The sequence below is a fragment of the Amycolatopsis sp. WQ 127309 genome, from assembly GCF_023023025.1.
In the GTDB taxonomy this organism is placed as follows: Bacteria; Actinomycetota; Actinomycetes; order Mycobacteriales; family Pseudonocardiaceae; genus Amycolatopsis.
The window spans coordinates 1,053,866-1,072,111 of sequence record NZ_CP095481.1 but is presented as its reverse complement, the minus strand read 5'-3'; the positions used below and the strand labels follow the sequence as shown (position 1 = coordinate 1,072,111).

11 protein-coding genes are annotated in these 18,246 nt (G+C 69.0%); 7 read left to right on the top strand and 4 right to left on the bottom strand.

Annotation, left to right across the window (positions count from 1 at the left end; genetic code table 11):
- The first annotated feature begins 26 nt into the window (after positions 1 to 26).
- Positions 27 to 860: a helix-turn-helix transcriptional regulator gene (locus MUY22_RS04455; RefSeq protein WP_247057335.1), complete on the top strand. Its 834-nt coding sequence runs from the start codon at positions 27 to 29 to the stop codon at positions 858 to 860.
- Here MUY22_RS04455 and MUY22_RS04450 read toward each other — a convergent pair.
- Positions 855 to 2,060: a low temperature requirement protein A gene (locus MUY22_RS04450; RefSeq protein ID WP_247057333.1), complete on the bottom strand. Its 1,206-nt coding sequence runs from the start codon at positions 2,058 to 2,060 to the stop codon at positions 855 to 857. The two genes, MUY22_RS04455 and MUY22_RS04450, sit on opposite strands and share 6 nt — an antisense overlap.
- Positions 2,061 to 2,212: 152 nt before the next feature.
- On the opposite strand from MUY22_RS04450, the gene MUY22_RS04445 reads away from it, so the two are divergent.
- The 4 genes from MUY22_RS04445 (at position 2,213) to fxsT (MUY22_RS04430) (ending at position 9,997) form a co-directional block, all read left to right on the top strand.
- Positions 2,213 to 3,106 carry a hypothetical protein gene (locus tag MUY22_RS04445; protein ID WP_247063637.1) on the top strand — a complete coding sequence of 298 codons (894 nt, stop codon included), beginning with the start codon at positions 2,213 to 2,215 and terminating at the stop codon, positions 3,104 to 3,106.
- A gap of 175 nt (positions 3,107 to 3,281) precedes the next feature.
- The gene (locus tag MUY22_RS04440; protein ID WP_247057331.1) at positions 3,282 to 4,721 is read left to right on the top strand and encodes a hypothetical protein; all 1,440 of its coding nucleotides are present in this window, start codon (positions 3,282 to 3,284) and stop codon (positions 4,719 to 4,721) included.
- Complete coding sequence (locus tag MUY22_RS04435; protein ID WP_247057329.1) at positions 4,699 to 5,748, top strand: MoxR family ATPase; 1,050 nt, start codon at positions 4,699 to 4,701, stop codon at positions 5,746 to 5,748. Before MUY22_RS04440 ends, MUY22_RS04435 begins: the two co-directional genes overlap by 23 nt.
- Positions 5,749 to 5,770: 22 nt before the next feature.
- Complete coding sequence (fxsT, locus tag MUY22_RS04430; RefSeq protein WP_247057327.1) at positions 5,771 to 9,997, top strand: FxSxx-COOH system tetratricopeptide repeat protein; 4,227 nt, start codon at positions 5,771 to 5,773, stop codon at positions 9,995 to 9,997.
- Between the two features lie 4 nt (positions 9,998 to 10,001).
- On the opposite strand, the gene MUY22_RS04425 is transcribed toward fxsT (MUY22_RS04430), so the two are convergent.
- A complete protein-coding gene (locus MUY22_RS04425) occupies positions 10,002 to 11,840 on the bottom strand; it encodes an HEXXH motif domain-containing protein (protein WP_247057325.1) in 1,839 nt (612 codons plus the stop codon).
- 845 nt (positions 11,841 to 12,685) lie between these two features.
- On the opposite strand from MUY22_RS04425, the gene fxsT (MUY22_RS04420) reads away from it, so the two are divergent.
- Entirely contained in the window at positions 12,686 to 15,367 is a 2,682-nt protein-coding gene (fxsT, locus tag MUY22_RS04420; protein WP_247057323.1) for an FxSxx-COOH system tetratricopeptide repeat protein, read from the top strand.
- A 60-nt stretch (positions 15,368 to 15,427) separates the two neighbouring features.
- Here fxsT (MUY22_RS04420) and MUY22_RS04415 read toward each other — a convergent pair whose 3' ends face one another.
- Both MUY22_RS04415 and MUY22_RS04410 read right to left on the bottom strand, forming a co-directional pair.
- Positions 15,428 to 15,622, bottom strand: a complete 195-nt coding sequence (locus MUY22_RS04415; RefSeq protein ID WP_247057321.1) for a hypothetical protein — start codon at positions 15,620 to 15,622, stop codon at positions 15,428 to 15,430.
- A gap of 78 nt (positions 15,623 to 15,700) precedes the next feature.
- Positions 15,701 to 16,882 (bottom strand): TetR/AcrR family transcriptional regulator, encoded by a 1,182-nt coding sequence (locus tag MUY22_RS04410; protein ID WP_247057319.1) that lies wholly within the window; start codon positions 16,880 to 16,882, stop codon positions 15,701 to 15,703.
- A gap of 148 nt (positions 16,883 to 17,030) precedes the next feature.
- On the opposite strand from MUY22_RS04410, the gene MUY22_RS04405 reads away from it, so the two are divergent.
- The gene (locus MUY22_RS04405; RefSeq protein ID WP_247057317.1) at positions 17,031 to 18,242 is read left to right on the top strand and encodes an acetyl-CoA C-acetyltransferase; all 1,212 of its coding nucleotides are present in this window, start codon (positions 17,031 to 17,033) and stop codon (positions 18,240 to 18,242) included.
- The last annotated feature ends 4 nt before the right edge of the window (positions 18,243 to 18,246 follow it).

The window sequence follows — 18,246 nt, the reverse complement described above, 5'->3', positions numbered from 1 at the left end:
CGCCGGAAGCGCCGATAATCGACGGTGTGGACCGACCCGAACTCGCCGATTTCCTGCGCCGCCGTCGTGAGGCACTGAGCCCGGAGGACGTCGGGCTGCCGCCGGGGCAGCGTCGCCGCACCGCCGGGCTGCGCCGCGAGGAGGTCGCGACGCTCTCGGGCATGTCCACCGACTACTACACGCGGCTGGAGCAGCAGCGCGGGCCGCGGCCGTCGGAGCAGATGCTCGTCGCCATCGCGCGCGGCCTGCGCCTGTCCCTCGACGAGCGCGACCACCTGTTCCGCCTCGCCGGCCACACCGCGCCGACGCGGGTTTCGCGCAGCGACCACGTCAGCCGGCCGTTGATGCGCGTGCTGGACCGGCTGCACGACACCCCCGCCCAGGTGATGTCGAACCTCGGCGAGACGCTCGTGCAGAACCAGCCGGCCAAGGCGCTGCTCGGCGACGAGACCGGCTACACCGGGCCCGCGCGCAGCGCCGTCTACCGCTGGTTCACCGACCCGGACGAGCAGCTGATCTACCCGGCGGCCTACCGCCCGCGGCACGCCCGGTTCCTGGTGGCGAACCTCCGGACGGCGAGCGGCACCGACGCCCGGGCCACCGAGCTCGCGCGGCTGGTCCGGGCGAAGAGCGCGGAGTTCGCCGAGCTGTGGGACGCGCACGAGGTCGGGGTGCCGTCGGAGCGGCGCAAGACGATCGTCCACCCGAACCTGGGCGAGATCGACCTCGACTGCCAGCTGCTGTTCACCGACGACCTCGCGCAGGTGCTGCTGGTGTTCACGGCCACGCCCGGCACCGAGGACGCCGAGAAGCTGCAGCTCCTTTCGGTCGTCGGCCCGGAGCTGCTCGAGTCGTCATGAGTGCTCGGCGTGCACCTGCTTGCGCCACTCCGCGAACTGCAGGCGTTCGAAGGCGATGAGCGCGAGCACGACCGCGGCGACGATCAGCACCAGCACGGCGGCGGGCACGTGTTCCAGCAACGGCGTCGCCGCGACCAGCAGGACCGCGATGACCAGGCGCTGGTGGTTCCAGCTGCCGAGGTTGCGCTTGCGCAGGGAGCTCAACGCGATCAGGTAGAGCGCGAGCCCGCCGGTCAACGTCCAGGCCGGCACGCCGTGCAGCGCCTCTCCGGGTGCGTGGTGCTCGGTGTCGGCGACGTAGAGGAGCGCCTTCTTCAGGCCGAGGGCGACCAGCACGATCCCGGCGATCAGCGGCAGGTGCAGGAACGTGTAGGAGTCGGTGGCGAGCTTCGCGCGCTCGCGCCCGGTCGCCCGCGTCAGCCTGTGCTCGGACACCCGCGCGACGACGTCGAAGTACGTCCACCACATCCCCGCGGCCAGCGCGAGCCCGCATACGGCCGCGCCGGTGACGGGCCACGACATCGGCAGCGCCCCGATCCCGATGCCGATCGCGACGATCGACTCCCCGAGCGCGATGATCACGATCAGCCCGAACCGCTCGGCGAAGTGAGCGGGCGAGTTCAGCCGCCAGCCGTCGGGCCCGGTGAGGTAGACGTTGAGGTAGTCGACGAGCAGCGCGACCACCCACAGCCCCAGCTGCCACGGCCCGCTCAGCGCCGTCGCCACACCGAGCAGGATGACGCTCGGCAGCAGTCCGACGAACATCCGGAGCAACACGCGCTTGAGCCCGGGATCGTGCCGCGCCGCGCCCAGGTAGGCGACGAGGTGCAGCAGCCGCACGAGCGCGTAGCAGACGACGAACAACACGGGCGCGAACAGCCCACCGGGATGATCGACGAAGGCCTCGGGAATGGTGAGCGAGACGAGGAACATCACGGCCATCGCCCCGAACATCGCAAGCCGCGCGATCCCGTGGTCGACGTGGATGGTGGTCCCGAGCCAGGCGTAGGAGCACCAGCACCACCACAGGACAGCGAGCATGGCCAGCCCCTGCCCGACCCCGAGCGGGCTCAGGTGATCGGCCATCAGCTGGGTGGTCTGGGTGATGGCGTAGACGAAGACCAGGTCGAAGAAGAGCTCGATGGTCGAGACACGGTGGTCCTCATCCGCGCTCACCAGGTGCAGGCGTCTCGTTGGCACGCCGAATTATGGACGAAACAAGGACAAGGAGGTCCCGTTTCGCCGTAACGCTGTGCGCGAACATGGCCGGGCGTGCACAGGTCTGGGACACTGAGTGCGGGACGTGGGGAGGTGTTGTGCCTGTGCATTCAGCCGCGCTGCACCGGACGATCATGGCCGTGGACGTCGTCGGCTACAACAACCCGAAGCGGACTGTCGCTCATCTCCACGAGGTGCACGAAGGTCTCTGGGGCGTGCTGCGCCGGACGTTCGCCGAGACGGGCGTCCCGTGGGAAGCCTGTTTGATCGAGAACACCGGCGACGGCGCGATGTTCCTGCTGCCACCGGACACGGCCAAGGCCGACCTGGTCGCGCAGCTGCCCGAGCGGATGCTCGGCGAACTTCGCCGTCACAACGCCGTGCACGCGGTCGAAGCCGGGCTCCAGCTCCGCCTGGCGATCCACGCCGGCGAGGTCCATCGGGGCAGCCACGGCTCGATCAGCCCGGCGGTCAGCCACACGTTCCGCTTGCTGGACGCGGAGGAGGCCAAGGCGGCCCAGAAGCAGACGGGCGCCCAGCTGGCCATCATCGTCTCGGAAGAGTTCTACCGTGAGGTCGTGAAGCACGACCCGGCAGCCGACTCCGACGCGTACCGACAGATCCTGGCGGAGGTCAAGGAGACGACAGCCCAGCCGTGGCTGCGCCTGCTGGGCGGCACCCCGGGAAACGTCCTCACGGTGCCCTCGCCGGCCCCGCACCGCATCCTCCCGAGGCCGCGGAGCCCGTTCCCGGAATTGATCGAAGCTCTGCTGGCGGTTCCCTGCGTGCGTGACGCGCAAAGCCGGAGATTGCTGCTGGAGGTTTTCCGGCGCCGCGAAATCGCCGAAATCGTGCCCTATCACGCAGAGGACCGCCTGCACGTGATCGCACTGGCGCGAACTTGCCAGCGTTTCGACGGCGGACTGTCGGACCTCTTGGATGCGGTCCGGACCATTGAACCGGAATCACCGCAGGTCGAAGCCCTGTCGATCATCATCGGAGTATGGCCGGATCCGCAGACCCGGTAACGCTTGTCCAGCTTTTGCCCTGTTCCGGCCGGGATTGATCGGTAAACTCACGTTCCCTGGCCACGAGGACGTCGGGGAGGTGGTTCGTCAGGTGCCGGCCGATGATGGGGGCTACGGGCCCGGACGCGAGTTCCGTGCCGGGCCGGGTACCACGATCGCGGTCCGGGAAGCGATCGTGAACGTCCTCGCCACAGCGGGTTTGGCTGTCGATCCCGCCGGCCGCGCATTGTTGCTCGACTTGATCCACGACAACCTCGGATTCCAGCTGACGATCCCGGATCAGGTGACCGGCCGCGATCACCTGATCGAAGTCGTCAACGCCTGCGCGAAGGCCGACGGCGGAATGAACGCGCTTGCTGGCGCCGTCCGGATGATGCGCCCGGACACACCGGAGTCGGACCACGTCCGGCGGCTGACGCACCAGCCGCGGATGTACGACCTCCTGCCGGATGCGGAACTGATGTGGCTGCGCTCGATGTTGTCCGGGCTCATCCCGCCGCGGCTGAGCGCGTCGGTCCGCCGGGCGGCCGGGTCGGGCGAGCCGCCGTCCGACGTCCGCGACGCGTGGGCGGCGTTCTGCGTTCTGACCGATTTCAACACTCCGGCGAGCGGTCTGCCGCCCGCACTGGCGTTCGTCGAGTACGTCGCGGCGAAATGCGCACCGGGACTGGCCGGCGAATTGCGTGCCTGGAACACCCTGCAGGCCCGCCGGCTTCAGGCCGAGCCGGGATTGCGTGAACTGCGGGCGGATCCGCAGCCGGATTCTCCGGCCGGGGCGAGACTGCACCTGATGATCGTCGTCCAGCCCGACGGCATCGATCCCGGCCGGCACCAGGTCTCCTTCTGGCGTCAGGACGATCCCGAGGTGTGGCCGCCGGCCAGGGGCGGCCTCCACACGGTGGCGGGCGACCAGCTCGAGCAGCACGTCGACACCCTCGTCGTCGACGCCGAAAAGGCGTGGGCGGAATATCGCGGCGAAGTGGCCCTGGAGTTCGTCCTGCCGAGGGCGCTGCTGAACCTCCCGGTCCACCGGTGGTGCAAGGAGCACGAAACCGGTGACCCGCGGCCCCTGTTTCTCGACTATCCGATCGTCCTGCGGTCACTGGAACGGATGCGATCACCGCAATGGCACCGGGCCTGGCGAATGCGCTGGGAAGCGATGGCGACCGAGCCATCGGCCGAACGGGTGTATTTCTGCACGGCGGACGACACAGGGGAGCGGCATCGCCTCGACGCTATATTGAGTGAAGAGCAATGGATTGTCATGGTTCTCGCGGCAGCGCCGTCATTGCGGCCGCGGCCGGGCGAAGACGAGCTGGCGGCAGGATTGCGGTCCGGGCTGCCGGCATTATTATGGCACCCCGAGGCTTCGCTGGATCTCCTACGAGAGGTGGTCACGTGGCTCGTCGACGGCAGTCTCAACGATCTTCCCGTCCAGGTGCAGAAATCACGGCGCGCCGCATTCCGGAAACTGACCATTCCGGTGGATCTGCGGCCGGTGCGCGATCTCGTCATCCTGTGGGACGACCCGTCACGACTCGTTTTTCTCGACAGTCCGCCGTTCCGGCAGGCCCCGCCGCCAGGGAACGCGGATGAGCGAGGCCGGGCGTCCTGAGACACCGCCGGGCTGGTGGGTCTACCGCGGCACCGGTCTTCCGGCGCCGGAGCGGGCCGGGCTGCTCCCGCCACCGCCGCCGTGGCGCGAGTTCGACGGCGGGCCGCTCCTGGACGAGGTTTCGGTGCCGTCCGACAACGGAGAAATGAAGCGGCGGTTGGGCGCGGCCAGCACGGAATCGGTGCCCAGGGCCGACATTCACGAGGTCGACATGGTCAACGCGGCCCTCTACCTGCGCCGGCCCCTCCTCGTGACGGGACGTCCCGGCAGCGGGAAATCCAGCCTGGCGTTCCGGATCGCCCGGGAACTGGGCCTCGGCCGGGTGCTCCAGTGGCCGATCACGTCGCACACCACAGTGAAAGCAGGACAGTACGGCTACGACGCGATCGGCCGTGCCCAGGCGGCCGGCGCCCGGTCGGCAGGCGGTGGAGAGGCGGAACCGCCCATCGGCGACTTCGTCCGGCTTGGTGAGCTGGGCACCGCGTTCCTGCCTCGTAGGCGGCCCCGCGTCCTGCTCATCGACGAGCTGGACAAGTCCGAAGCCGACCTGCCCAACGACTTGCTCAGCCTGTTCGAAGACGGCGAGTTCGAAATTCCCGAGCTGATCCGGATGGCGCAGCGGACGCCGGTGGTCGAGGTGTTCACCGCCGATCCCGACTCCACCGCCGAGATCATCGGCGGCCGGGTCCGGTGCCATGCCTTTCCCGTGGTCATCATCACCAGCAACGGTGAGCGGGACTTCCCGCCGGCCTTCCTCCGCCGCTGCCTGCGTTACGAAACAAAGGACCCGGACGTCGGCCAGCTGGCCGCGATGGTTGCCGCGCACATGCTCGACCCGTCTGACGAGCACCGGTCGCGCATCATCGAGGAGTTCGTCAGCCGCAGTGAGGCATTCGGCGGGCTGCCGGTCGACAAGCTCCTGGAGGCGGTTTACCTGGCCACGTCGGGGGCCTACCGCGAAGACGACGTCTCCTGGCCGAGGCTGGTCGACGCGCTCTGGCGGCAACTGAATTCCCTGGTTTCCTGACGTGTCGCGGGAGCCGGCCGAGGTGCCCACGGTCTCCGAGCTGAGCTGGAGCGAAGTGGGCGACGCGGTATGGCTGGCGATGGCCATCGGGGATTCCGCTCCTCGCGTGCACCCCGAATTCGAGTCGCCCGAAGAACCGGCCGATCCGGAGGACCTGGACCACGGGTCGCCGGAACCGCCGGAAGAACCGGCCGGGCCGACGATCCCGCCGCTCGGCCGGGGGCCTGAGCTGCTCGTCACCGCGCTGGCCAAGAGCGCGGAGATCCTGGGGGCGAGCGGTGCCGAAGGGGTCAACGGACCTTCGCGGTTCCTGCCGGAGGCGGCCGCGGTCACCCGGGCGCTTCGTCCGCTCAAGCAGACACGTCCGTCGCGCCGCGAGCAGGACGTCGTCCTGGACGAGGACCTGACCGCGGAACAGGCGGCGCAGGACCGGCTGTGGCTTCCGCAGACGAAGCCGGCCACGCTCCGCGCCCTCGACTTGACCGTCGTGGTCGACTCGAGCCCGTCGATGGCGTTGTGGCAGCCCACAGTGGCGGCCTTTCTCGCACTGCTCCGGCAGCTCGGCGCGTTCCGGGCCATTCAGATCCGGTTGGTGGAGACCGACAAGCGAACCGGCGACGTCGTGTCCGGGCCGGTGCTGCGAGGTGGCACGCCGGGCGCGCCGGAACGGCAGCCCGCGGAGCTGCTCGATCCGTCCGGTCACCGCCTGATGCTCGTGCTGACCGACGGGATGGGTGAGTCCTGGCGCGAAGACCTGGTTTCCCCGCTGCTCGCCCAGTGGGGCCGGACGATGCCGGTGTGCATCGTCCAGGTGCTGCCCCAGCGGCTCTGGGGCCGGTCGGGCCCGCAGTTCCACCAGGCCAGGCTCACGACGCCAGGGCCGTTCCGGCCGAACCGGCGGTACGGGCTCGAACTCCCGGATTCCTGGCTGACCGGCGAGGACCCGGGGACCGCGGGCGCCGGCGCGGTGCCGATCCCGGTCGTCGAGCTCGACGCGCGCTGGCTCTCGTGGTGGGTCCGGTTGGTCAGCCGGGTGCAGCCCGACCCGGTGCAGGCGGTCGTCATGCTCGCGCGGACGCAGCCCCAGCCCGCGGAGCCGTGGGACGAACTGCACGGACCGGAGCTGTCCGCCGGAGATCGTGTCAGGCACTTCCACGGGATCGCTTCACCGTCGGCGTTCCGGCTGGCGACGTTGCTGGCCGCGGTGCCGGTGAGCCTGCCGATCGCCCGGTTCGTCCAGTCCGAACTCGTGCCGGAAGCGGCCACCGCCGATCTCGCGGAGGTGTTCAGCAGTGGCCTGCTCGACGTGCCGCCGGCCACGGAAACCGTCAAGAACTGGGACGACATCGTCTACGAATTCCCCTCTCCCGTGCGAGAAGCGCTCTTGGCCGCAGGACGACGGTCGGACACGGCTCGGGTCGTCGTCACCACCACCCGGCGCTTCGGTGACCGTTATCCGGTGCTGCTCCGGGTCGCCGAGGCGCTGGACGATCCGGTCCGTGCGCCGCTGCCCGAATCGCACGCCGACCTGGTCGCCGGGGTCGCGATCGAACGGGCCGTCATGCGGACCTTGTCCGGGCCCTACGCCGGACGGGCCGATCGCCTGCTGCGCTGGGAAGCCGAGCTGGCCGGCACGAGCGGGACGGCAACGGAGAGCGGAACCGTCACAAATCCCCTGTCCACGACCGAGAACCTCGTCGCCGACGTCCACGACCAGGCGGCCGACTCCCTGCAACGGGTCCGCCAGTTCACGACCGACGCGCCCACGGTGTGGGGCGCCGTGCCGGCTCGCAACCCGGACTTCACCGGCCGGCAGCTGGTGCTCGAAGAACTGGCCGAGGAACTCCACGGCAGCGGCCGCGCCGTGCTCTTCGGTACCGGCGGTCTCGGCAAGACCCAGATCGCGGCGGAGTACGTGTACCAGAACCTCGGGCGGTACGACCTGGTCTGGTGGGTCAGTGCCGCGCAGGGGACGCAGATCCGCGCGTCACTGACGGAACTCGCTCGGCAGCTCGGACTGGCCGGTGCGGCGGAGACCGTCACCGCGGTGCCCGCCGTGCTCGAAGCCCTCCGGTCCGGTCAGCCGTACCGCCGGTGGCTGCTCGTGTTCGACTCAGCGGACGAACCCGAGGCGGCGCTGCCGTTCCTGCCGTCCGAAGGGCCGGGCGAGATCGTCGTGACGACGAGGAACCCGGACTGGCCGGAGAACTTCCCGCAGCTCCTTGAAGTGCGGCCGTTCACCCGTTCGGAAAGCACCGAACTGCTGAGCCTGCACGATCCGCAGCTCGGCGCGGAGCAGGCCGACCGGCTCGCGGCGCAGCTGGGCGACCTGCCGCTCGCGCTCGCCCAGGCCGCCTCGCTGCGGACCGAGATCGCCATGCCGGTCGACGAGTACCTGCGGCGCCTCGAAGAGAAGACCACGGAAATCCTGGCCACCTCGGCCCCGACCGAGTACGAGGTGCCGATCGCCGCCGCGTGGAACGTCTCGTTCGACGAGCTCGGAACCCGCAACCGCGCCGCGCACCAGCTGCTCCAGGTCTGTGCGTTCTTCGCCCCGGAACCGATCTCCCGCAGCATCTTCACCGGTGTCCGCAGACTTTCCATCGCTCCGGAGCTCGACGCCGCCATGCGTGACCCCACCCAGCTCGACCAGGCACTGAGGGACATCAACCGATGGGGGCTGGCGAAGGTCGACCACCGGTCCGACACGCTGCAGCTGCACTGGCTGGTCCAACTGGTGCTGCGCAACCGGATGAGCGACCAGCACCGGCGGGATCTCCAGCACGGCGCCCACCTGCTGCTGGCGAACCGGGATCCCGGTGATCCGGCCGCGGCCCGGCTCTGGCCGCAGTACCACACGTTGCTCCCGCACATCTACGCTGCCGAGCTGATCGACTGCGACGACGACTGGGTGCGCGAGCTCGTCATCAACCTGTTGAAATTCTTGTACTTCTGGGGTGACCACACCGGTGCGACGTTGCTCGCCCAGCGCGTGACGGCGTCCTGGACCGAGCGGTTCGGGGAAGCGGACCCGCTGACGCTGGAAGCGTCGGAACGGCTCGGCTTCTTCCTGTGGGTGCTCGGCAGGTACGAGGAGGCGGAGGTGATCAACAACCGCACGCTCCGGCTCTACCAGCAGAAGGAGACTGCCGGCCAGCGGTCCGAGCAGACCTTGAACGCGCAGTTGTCGGTGGCCGTGGTGCTGAAGGCCAGAGGGGACTTCGTCGGCGCGCGCCGGCTCAACCTGGCGACCTTTCACGAGGCCGTTGCGATCCTCGGCAGCGATGAGCCGAAGACCCTGACCGCCGCCCACGATCTGGTCGTCTCGCTGCTCCTCACCGGCGAGTACGAAGAGGCGCGGCGGATCGGGGAGGACACCTACGCGCGGTGCGCGGAAATTCTGGGGCCGGACAACGCGGCCACCATCAGCACGTTGAACATCCTGGCGATCTGTCGGCGCGAGATCGGTGACTACGCCCTGGCGCGAATGGAACTGCAGAAGATCGTCGAGCGGGTCCGCAACCTCTTCCGGGACGACAACGCGGGCGTCGTCCGCCGGGAGTACCACCTGGCGGTGGCGTTGCGGAAGGACGGTCAGCACGCGGCGGCGCTGACGCTGTCCAGGAGCACCCTCGAGCGCTTCCGCTCACGCTACGGGCTCAGCCATCCGAATACGCTGCCCTGCGCGCTGGCGCACTCGATCGACCTGCGGTACGCCGGGGAACTCGAAGCGGCAGGCGAGCTGGGCCGGCAGGCGGTGGACCTGTACCGGGCGAGTCTCGGCGACCGCCACCCGCACACGTTGATCTCGGAGATCGACCTCGGCGTGACGCTCCGGCTGCTGGGACAGACCACGGCGGCGCGGAAACAGGACGACAACGCTTTTCGGAACCTGCGCCGGATCCTCGGCGCCGATCATCCACACACCATCGCCGCGGCGATCGATCTCGCGAACGACCAGGTGACTCCCGGCTCCTCGCGGATGTCGGCAGAGCGGCTGCTGGTGCGGGACACCGAAAGCCTGGCGCGTGCCCGTCGCACCGTCGGCGAGGACCACCCGATCACTCTGGCGGCCCAGCTCAACCGGGCGCTCGACCTGCGTGGGGTCGGCCGGGACCGGGAATCCGTCCTGCAGCAGCAGGATGTCGTCGCCCGCTACCGCCGGGTGCTCCGCGGCGACCACCCGATGACGGTGGCCGCCGAACGCGGGAAGCGTGCAGTGTGCGACATCGACCCGACCCCCTTGTGACGGCTCACCGGTCGGTCGTGGCCAGCCAGCGAGCAACCTCTTCGGGCGTCGGGGCCGGGTTCGTCCGCTTCCGGATCCCCCGGTGTACCGCTCGGACCAGTTCGGGCCGGTTCAGGATGACGGCTGCCGTGTTCTCCTCGTGGGTCATCCGCAGGGCGAGCCCCAGCCCGACCAGGGCGACTGGCAGGTCGGGATCCCGCCGGAGTTCGGCCCGGTAGCCTTCGAGTGCGGCCTCCCCGTCGCCGTTCACGAGGGCGAGGTCCGCCTCCGAAGCGTCGGAGACGTCCCGCCAGACCTGCCGGGCCCGGCGTTCACCGTCTGCGCCGAGGCGGACCCGGAGCAGGTCCGCCCGTGCCTCCGCCCACCTGCCGTCCGGGTCGGTGACCAGGATCGTGGCGGCGGAATCGGCGCCGGGGACGGTGGCGCCGCCCAGCCAAGCGCCGACGAGGCGGTCGACCGTGTCCGGCGCCGGGCGGTGGTGGCGTAGACGCCAGCCCGCGTGGTGGTCGGCGGCCATCAGCGCCGACCAGCCCGCGGCGGCTGTCGTCACCTCGTCGTGCCGCCAGTCTTCGAGGCGATCCGCGAGGTGATCGAGGAACCGGTGTCCGGCGTCGGTCAGCTCGGCGTCCTCGCGGATGTCGGCCAGGGTGTTCCCGACCTGGTGCCGCCAGTGCGCGAACTCGAAAGCGGCGAGTTCGTCGTCCGGCTGGTTGCCGCTGAGCGCGCGGTAGAACTCCGTGACCGCGAAGAACGCGTAGATGCCGTGGATGACGCCGCCAAGCGGCCGCGGATCGTCTCGCCACGGTGCATAGAGCCGTTCAGCCCGGTCGCTGGAGTGGAGAGCCGCGATCTGCAGCAGGCCGCCGAGCCGGATGTGCTGGAACTCGTGGACCAGTGCCGCGGCCAGGGTCGCCGGGTCTTCAGGGCGGCAGATCACCGCGCTGCCGAACGCCTCCCCGCTCGACGCGCTCGGCAGGCGGAACGGGAACGGCGGATCGGGCACGATCGTGTCGAGGCCGGCGGGCAGGGCGTCCGCGTACCCCGGGACCAGCCGGGTGATCAGCTCCCAGGCCCGGCCGAGCATGTTACGCCAAAGCCCAAGGTCTTCGGGTGAGAGCCGGTAGGGCGACCGTGGACCGTGGAGCCCGCGGTAGGGGTCGACGTCGTCGATGCGGATCGCCAGCCGCTGCCCCCCGGAGTCCAGCTCGACCTTCCGGACCCCCCGCCAGCCGGGCGCGTCGGCCGAGGAGTCGGCCGGGATCACCACGATGCGGCCGCAGGCCGAGATCTCGACCCTGCCGGCCACACTGCGGACCTCTACCGTGGCGCTGTCGGGGAGCCCGTCGATGTGGGCGATGCCGAGGGTCGGCAGGGCTGCCAGTCCGCGCCACGCCGGGACCTGAATGCGAAAGCCGGCGACGCCGGCGCGTATCGCCGCAGCGGCCGCCAGGGCGTGCAGATGTCCGATGTGGACCCAGAGCGGACGGCTGTCGATGACGTCCTGATGCCGGAGCAGGCGGGTGGTGTAGCCGACCCAGCTTCCCGTGTAGGGGTGGGTGAGCACGTCTTCGAGCGCCCGCGGGTCGGTCTCCTCGGCCAGGACCAGCAGGTCCCACGCAGTGTCAACGGAAGCGAGCGGTCCGTGCCGGTCCGGGTGCCCGGTCGTTTCGTCGATGATCGCGCGCAGCAGAAGCAGCCGCCGGCTGCGCTCCGCCGCCCGTAACCGCCGGACCGGTGCTGGGCCGCCTTCTGAGCGGGCCAGGAGGTCGAACTCCGCCCACGAGACGCCGTGCACGAGCGACTCGGTGGGGGTTTCGATGGGGACACTACTGCGGATGGACACGGTCCACCCTAACGGATGCCGCCTACTCGACCCGTTTCGCGCCTTGGCTCCCGCTCGCCGTAATCGGGATGTGCGCCGTGCGCTCGACGGCGTGGCGCACTGAACTGCGCAAGAGCGCGGAGTCGAGTTTCCGCAGCTCGGACAGCGGCATGGCACTGAGGTCCAGGAGCTCGGATTGGATCCCCGGTCGCCTCTTGCCGCCCGGCGATCGCATCGCGATTTCCCCTCTCATTGAGATCCCGCTTGGAGGCGCGCGTAAAGTAGCACGCCCGTCGATCACCCATTCGGGGGCGTGCCGTAAAGGGCAGCGTACTCCGGGTGGCCTGAGGTTTCGCCGTTTCGCGAACAGGGTAACTCCGCAGTGTAATACCGGGAGTCACGGTACGAAGCGGTGAGCCGCGGTCGCGAATCGGTGACGAAAGACCGGCGCCGGGTGGTGAATAGATTCCGAAGGGATCTACCGTGGATGGCCCGCCAGTGCGGTCGCGGGTTCCGCTCGCCGGGTGCGGCCTGCCGGGCTCTCGCTGGGGAAGTGCACAAGGGATCTGCTTGGCGGCCACCGGTTGTCTGTCCGATGTGGGCGAAGCCGGGCCCGTATCGCTTGGCGCTGTGTGGCGTGACGACGTTCCGGCTTCGGCGGGAACCGAGAACCCTCGGGCAGGTGAAGAATCCTACCGGACTCGCGTCGCCGAACCCGGCGGCGCCGGGTTTTGCCGTGCTGACCGGAGTTCGTGTTCGAACGCGTACCGATACATCCCGGTGTTGTCGGTATTCGTGAGCGGCGATCGGCATATGAGTGCGGTGGCATTGCCAGGTGCGACAAGGCGTGGGCTAGCATCCGAATCGTGAGTGACGCGACGCCGCAGGAACTCCAGCAGTCGAGTTCTTCGAGTGGACCTGAACCTGTTGTCCATCCTGTTATCCCGGCAGACCGCGCATCTTTGCCGCCGGTCGAAGCGAACCCGTGTGAGAGCACAGAGATCGTACCGGAGGTTCCCGTAGTGGTCAGCCAACGCCGTTCGGATGATGACGCTCCACCCGTCTGGGGCTCTGTGCCTCTGAGGAAGCCGCACTTCACCGGAAGGTCTGCGCTGCTCGATCGATTGGACGATCAGCTGGGTGCCGGAAGGAGCGACTTCCTGCCATCGGTGCTGCTCGGAACGAGCGGCGTGGGCAAGACGCAGATGGCGGCGGAGTACATCTACCAGCACCGGGGGGACTACGACGTCGTCTGGTGGGTCCAAGCCACCCAGGAAACCCAGATCCGCGCGGGACTCGCCGAACTCGCCCAGTGCTTGAAGCTGCCCGGCGCCGGCGAAGCGGACACCGCCGTGTCTGCTGTCCGGGAGGCCCTGCGTCTGGGGCGGCCATACCGCCGCTGGCTGCTGGTCTTCGACTCGGCGGAGGACCCGAACCTGGTCCGCCCGTTCTTCCCGGTCGACGGGCCCGGGCAGATCCTGGTGACTTCTCGCAATCCAGGCTGGGCTTCCGATGCGCGGCCGCTGGAGGTAGGCGTCTTCCAGCGTGCCGAGAGCAAAGAGCTGTTGGGACGGTCCGGGATCATCGGCCCAGAAGCCGACAAGATCGCGGAGAAACTCGGCGACCTGCCGCTGGCGGTCGAACAGGCCGCCCGCTGGCTGGTGGAGACCGGGATGTCCGCGAAGCAGTACCTGTCACTCTGCGAGGAAAAGATCGCCGAAATCCTCGGTACGTCAGCGCCGAACGACTATGAAGTTTCCGTCGCCGCCGCGTGGAACGTGCCGCTCGACCAGCTGAGCGAGAGTAACCCGGATGCCAGTCTGCTTCTCGCGGTATGCGCTTTCTTCATGCCTGGCCCCATCTCGCGCCGGCTGTTCGCCGATGTGCCTGGCGTGCCGCCCGAACTCGCCGCCCTCCTGCGCGACCCGGTACTGCTGGGCGAGGCGATTCGCGACATCAGCCGATACGGCCTGATCGAGATCGACCACCGCACCGGCTCCTTGAGCCTGCATCCGCTGGTGCAGGTCGTGTTGCGCAACAGAATGGATGACGCGCAGCGGCGGGAGATGCGTCACTGCGCGCACCTGTTGCTGGCCGGCTGGGAGCTGGGTGATCCCGCGGCGTCGGAAAACTGGCCGCGGTACCGGGAAATACTGCGGCACGTCGATGACGCCGAACTGGCCGAGTGCCGGGACCCGCAGGTGCGTCGGCTCGTCGCCCTCCTCTTCGCGTTCCTGCACCACGCTGGTGAACACCTGAGTGCCATCTCGCTCGCGAAACGGGCGGTGCTGGCGTGGGCAGCCGGTCGGGGCCGGCGGCTCCCAGGAGATGAACAGCCCGCCGAAAACCTGGCGGAGCTGAACGCGTCCGAGAGGCTCGCCTTCTATCTGTGGTGCGTCGGGCAGTACGGCGAGGCCGCCGAAGTCGCGAAGCAGACGCTGGATCGTTTCGTCGAGATTTTCGGACGAGACCACAGGGTCACGTTGAACGCGCAACTGACCTACGTGCTCAGCTTGAAGGCAAGCGGCGAGTTCGGCGAGGCACGGAACATCAACGAGATGATCCATCTCAAGGCGCGGGACAGCCTTGGAGTCGAGGACCCGTTCAGCGCGGCAGCCGCACACGAGTTCGCGGTCGCGTTGTTGCTATCCGGCGAGTACGTAAAGGCCCGCATGCTGGCGAACGAAGTGCACGAGCGCCGTGTCGCGATCTTCGGTGCCGACCACGTCAATACGGTCGCCACGTGGATGGTGGTCCTGCTCGCACGCCGGGAGGCCGGGGACTATGCCGGGGCCGACCTCGAGACCGGTCGCATCGTCGAACGAACCCGTCGGCTCGGCGACGAGAACAGCGCCGATTTGCTCCGCCGCCTTTATTTCCTTTCGGTCGCGCGTCGTAAGAACGGCGATCACGACGCTGCACTCGAGCTGTCAGGTGAAGCCCTGCCCAGGTTCCGCGCCCGGTACGGCAGCACGCATCCGAACGCGATGGCTTGCGCCCTGGGGCAGTCGATCGATCTGCGATATGCGGGAAAGTTCGTCGAAGCCCGCGAACTCGGTGAAGAGGTGCTGGGGCATTACCGGCAGACGCTCGGCGAAACCCACCCGCACACGGTGGCAGCCGCCCTCGATCTCGGCGTGACCCTGCGGCTCGGCGGTAACCCGGCAGGGGCACGTGTCATGGACGAGCTGTCGTTGCAGCGGTTTCGCGAGCGGCTCGGCGCCGGCCATCCGTACTCGATCGCGTGCGGGATCAACCTGGCGAGTGACCTCTTCGCCCTGGAACGAGTGGCGGAGGCAGCCGAGATGGACGCGGCTCTGCTCGACAAGGCTCGTAACGCCCTTGGAGAGGACCACCCGACGACGTTGGCTGTCCAGCTCAACCGTTCGCTTGACCTTCGTGAGCTGGGCGAAAACGCGGCCGCCGACTCGTTGCACAACGATGTGCTGAAGCGGTCCGCCCGAGTGCTGGGGAACAACCACCCGAGCACGGAGTCAGCCGCGCGTGGAGTCCGGGCCCATTGCGACATCGACCCGATGCCGCTGTAGCGGGCCTTGCCGAGCGATGGCCTCACGCGCCACCCGGAATCGGTTCCGGGTGGCGCGCCGTCACTCGACGCGAGTCGCACCTTGACTTCCGCTCACGGTCATCGGGATGTGGGCGACGCGCTCGACCACGTGCCGCAGCGCTTCGCTCAGTACCTTGCCGTCAAGGCTTCGCAGCGTCTTCAGCGGCACCGAACTGAGATCGAGAAGTGAGGACTCGATCCCTGCTTCATCGCCGGATCGTGGACTTCGCGTCACGTTTCTCCTCTCGACGGAGAACCAAGCCTGCGGCCATGATCCCGTAATTGCCGCCGTTGCGACAGAGGTGTAGGCCGGTCAGGCGACGGCGAGGATCGTGTGCAGCAGCGTCGTCAGCTCGGCTTCGAAGTGGGGGCGGGCTGCCACCCTGCGGGTGCGGGCCAGGTCGTTCGCGATGGTCAGCGCTGCGTGGACCGTGATCTTCGCTTCCCGTGGCGGCAAGGACGGGTGAACCACGGATAGCAGCGTGACCCACTGGGCCACGTAATCGCGCTGTACTCGCAGGAGGTCGGCCTTGTCGCGGTCCGGCATCGTCACCCGGTCTGCCGAGAACGACACCAACAGCTCCGGCGTGTGCAGAATCGTGCGGACGTACGACGCCGTCAAGCGGCGTAGTGCCGTCGGCTCGTCGGGGGCCTGTAGTGCCTGCTCTGCCGCCAAGGCCAGGCGGTCCGCCGCTCGGTGGCCGATTGCGACCATCAAGGCCGCTTTGCTCGGGAAGTGGCGGTAGACGCTCGGGCCGGCTATGCCCGCCGCCGCTCCGATGTCCTCCATGCTCACGTCGTGGAAGCCTCGTTGGGCGAACAGGGCCGTGGCCTCCGCCAGGACCTGCTCTCGGCGGGACGGCGTACCCAAGCGCAACGAGGGCGTATCCGAAGGCGCGGAGGCGGGCAGCGGGAGTGTGGCGTTCAGCACACCCAGGGCCAGCTCGACCAGCAGCTGGGCGAAGCGGCGGCGGGCCACGGCGGTGTGGTGGACCGACACGCTGCCGAACACCGACAGCGCCGCCCAGCACAGCAGCTCGGCGTCTTCGGCCGGCAGATCCGGGCGCTGGACCAGCAGTGCCTTCGACCACGACGCCAGCGCCAGCGTCGACCTGCGGGCGATCTCCCGCTGGTCTTCCTTCGGGAGGTGACGGCCTTCCCAGCGCCACAGCGCCGCGATCTCCCGGCGCTCGACGGCCTGCGCCGCGAGCCTCGTGAGCAGGTCTTCCAGCTGGTCAACGGGCGGAACCGCGTCCGACAGCGCCGAAGCCGTCGCCGCCTCCAAGTCCTCGAAACCGCTCAGGACGACGTACGCGAGGATCGCCTGCTTGTCCGCGAAGTGCCGGTACAACGCCGGCCCGGTGACGCCCGCCGCGTCCGCTATGTCCTTGATGCCTACCCCGGGAAAGCCGCGCGCGCGGAACAGCCCGGCGGCGACCGCGGCCAGCTGGGCCTTGCGGTCGCGCGGTCGCGCGGCACGTACGGAGTCGGTCATGGTGAGTCGACGATAGCGGCTAACAGCACAACGGCAACCCATTGACACCATGGGGTTATCCGGAGATATGTTAATGGCCATTAGCGCTACTGGCCGGTATCATCGGTCAGGGTACGAAGACGTCCCATCCGCTCGCGAGGAGTGTTCTGTGAGTAGCGAGGCCTACATCTACGAGGCGATCCGCACGCCTCGCGGCAAGAACAAGGGCGGTGCCCTGCACGGCACCAAGCCGGTCGACCTGGTGGTCGGCCTGATCGAAGAGCTCAAGGTCCGCCACCCGAACCTCGACCCCGCCGTGATCGACGACGTCGTGCTCGGCGTCGTCTCGCCGGTCGGCGAGCAGGGCGCGGTCATCGCGCGCACCGCCGCGCTGAACGCGGGCCTGCCCGAGACCGTCGCGGGCGTGCAGCTCAACCGCTTCTGCGCCTCCGGCCTGGAAGCCACCAACACCGCCGCGCAGAAGGTCCGCTCCGGCTGGGACAACCTGATCATCGCCGGCGGCGTCGAGTCGATGTCGCGTGTACCGATGGGCTCCGACGGCGGCGCGCTGTTCATGGACCCGGCCACCGCGTACGACAACTACATCGTCCCGCAGGGCACCGGTGCCGACCTGATCGCGACCATCGAGGGCTTCTCGCGCGAAGACGTCGACGCGTGGGCCGTGCGCTCGCAGGAACGGGCCGAGGCGGCCTGGTCCGGCGGCTACTTCGCCAAGTCCGTCGTCCCGGTCAAGGACATCAACGGCGTGACCGTCCTGGACCACGACGAGCACCGCCGCCCCGGCTCCACCGTCGAGAGCCTCGGCAAGCTCAAGCCCGCGTTCGCCGGCATCGGCGAGCTGGGCGGCTTCGACGCCGTCGCGCTGCAGAAGTACCACTCGGTCGAGAAGATCAACCACGTCCACACCGGCGGCAACTCCTCCGGCATCGTCGACGGCGCCGCGCTGGTGCTCGTCGGCTCCGAGCAGATCGGCAAGACCTTCGGGCTGACGCCGCGCGCCCGGATCGTGGCGACCGCGTCGATCGGCTCCGAGCCGACGATCATGCTCACCGGTCCGACCCCGGCCACCGAAAAAGTATTGAAGACCGCGGGCCTCAAGCCCGAGGACATCGACCTGTGGGAGCTCAACGAGGCGTTCGCGTCCGTCGTGCTCAAGTGGATCAAGGACCTGCACCTCGACGAGGAGAAGGTCAACGTCAACGGCGGCGCGATCGCCATGGGTCACCCGCTCGGCGCCACCGGCGCGATGCTGGTCGGCACCGTGGTCGACGAGCTCGAACGCCGCCAGGCGCGCCGCGCCCTGGTGACCCTGTGCATCGGCGGCGGCATGGGCGTCGCCACCATCATCGAGCGGGTGTGAGGAC

Bases quoted from the DNA above. Each gene is read 5' to 3' on its own strand.
- MUY22_RS04445 (WP_247063637.1), top strand. From the start codon at position 2,213: ATGGCCGTGGACGTCGTCGGCTACAACAACCCGAAGCGGACTGTCGCT.
- MUY22_RS04410 (WP_247057319.1), bottom strand. From the start codon at position 16,882: ATGACCGACTCCGTACGTGCCGCGCGACCGCGCGACCGCAAGGCCCAG.
- MUY22_RS04435 (WP_247057329.1), top strand. From the start codon at position 4,699: ATGAGCGAGGCCGGGCGTCCTGAGACACCGCCGGGCTGGTGGGTCTAC.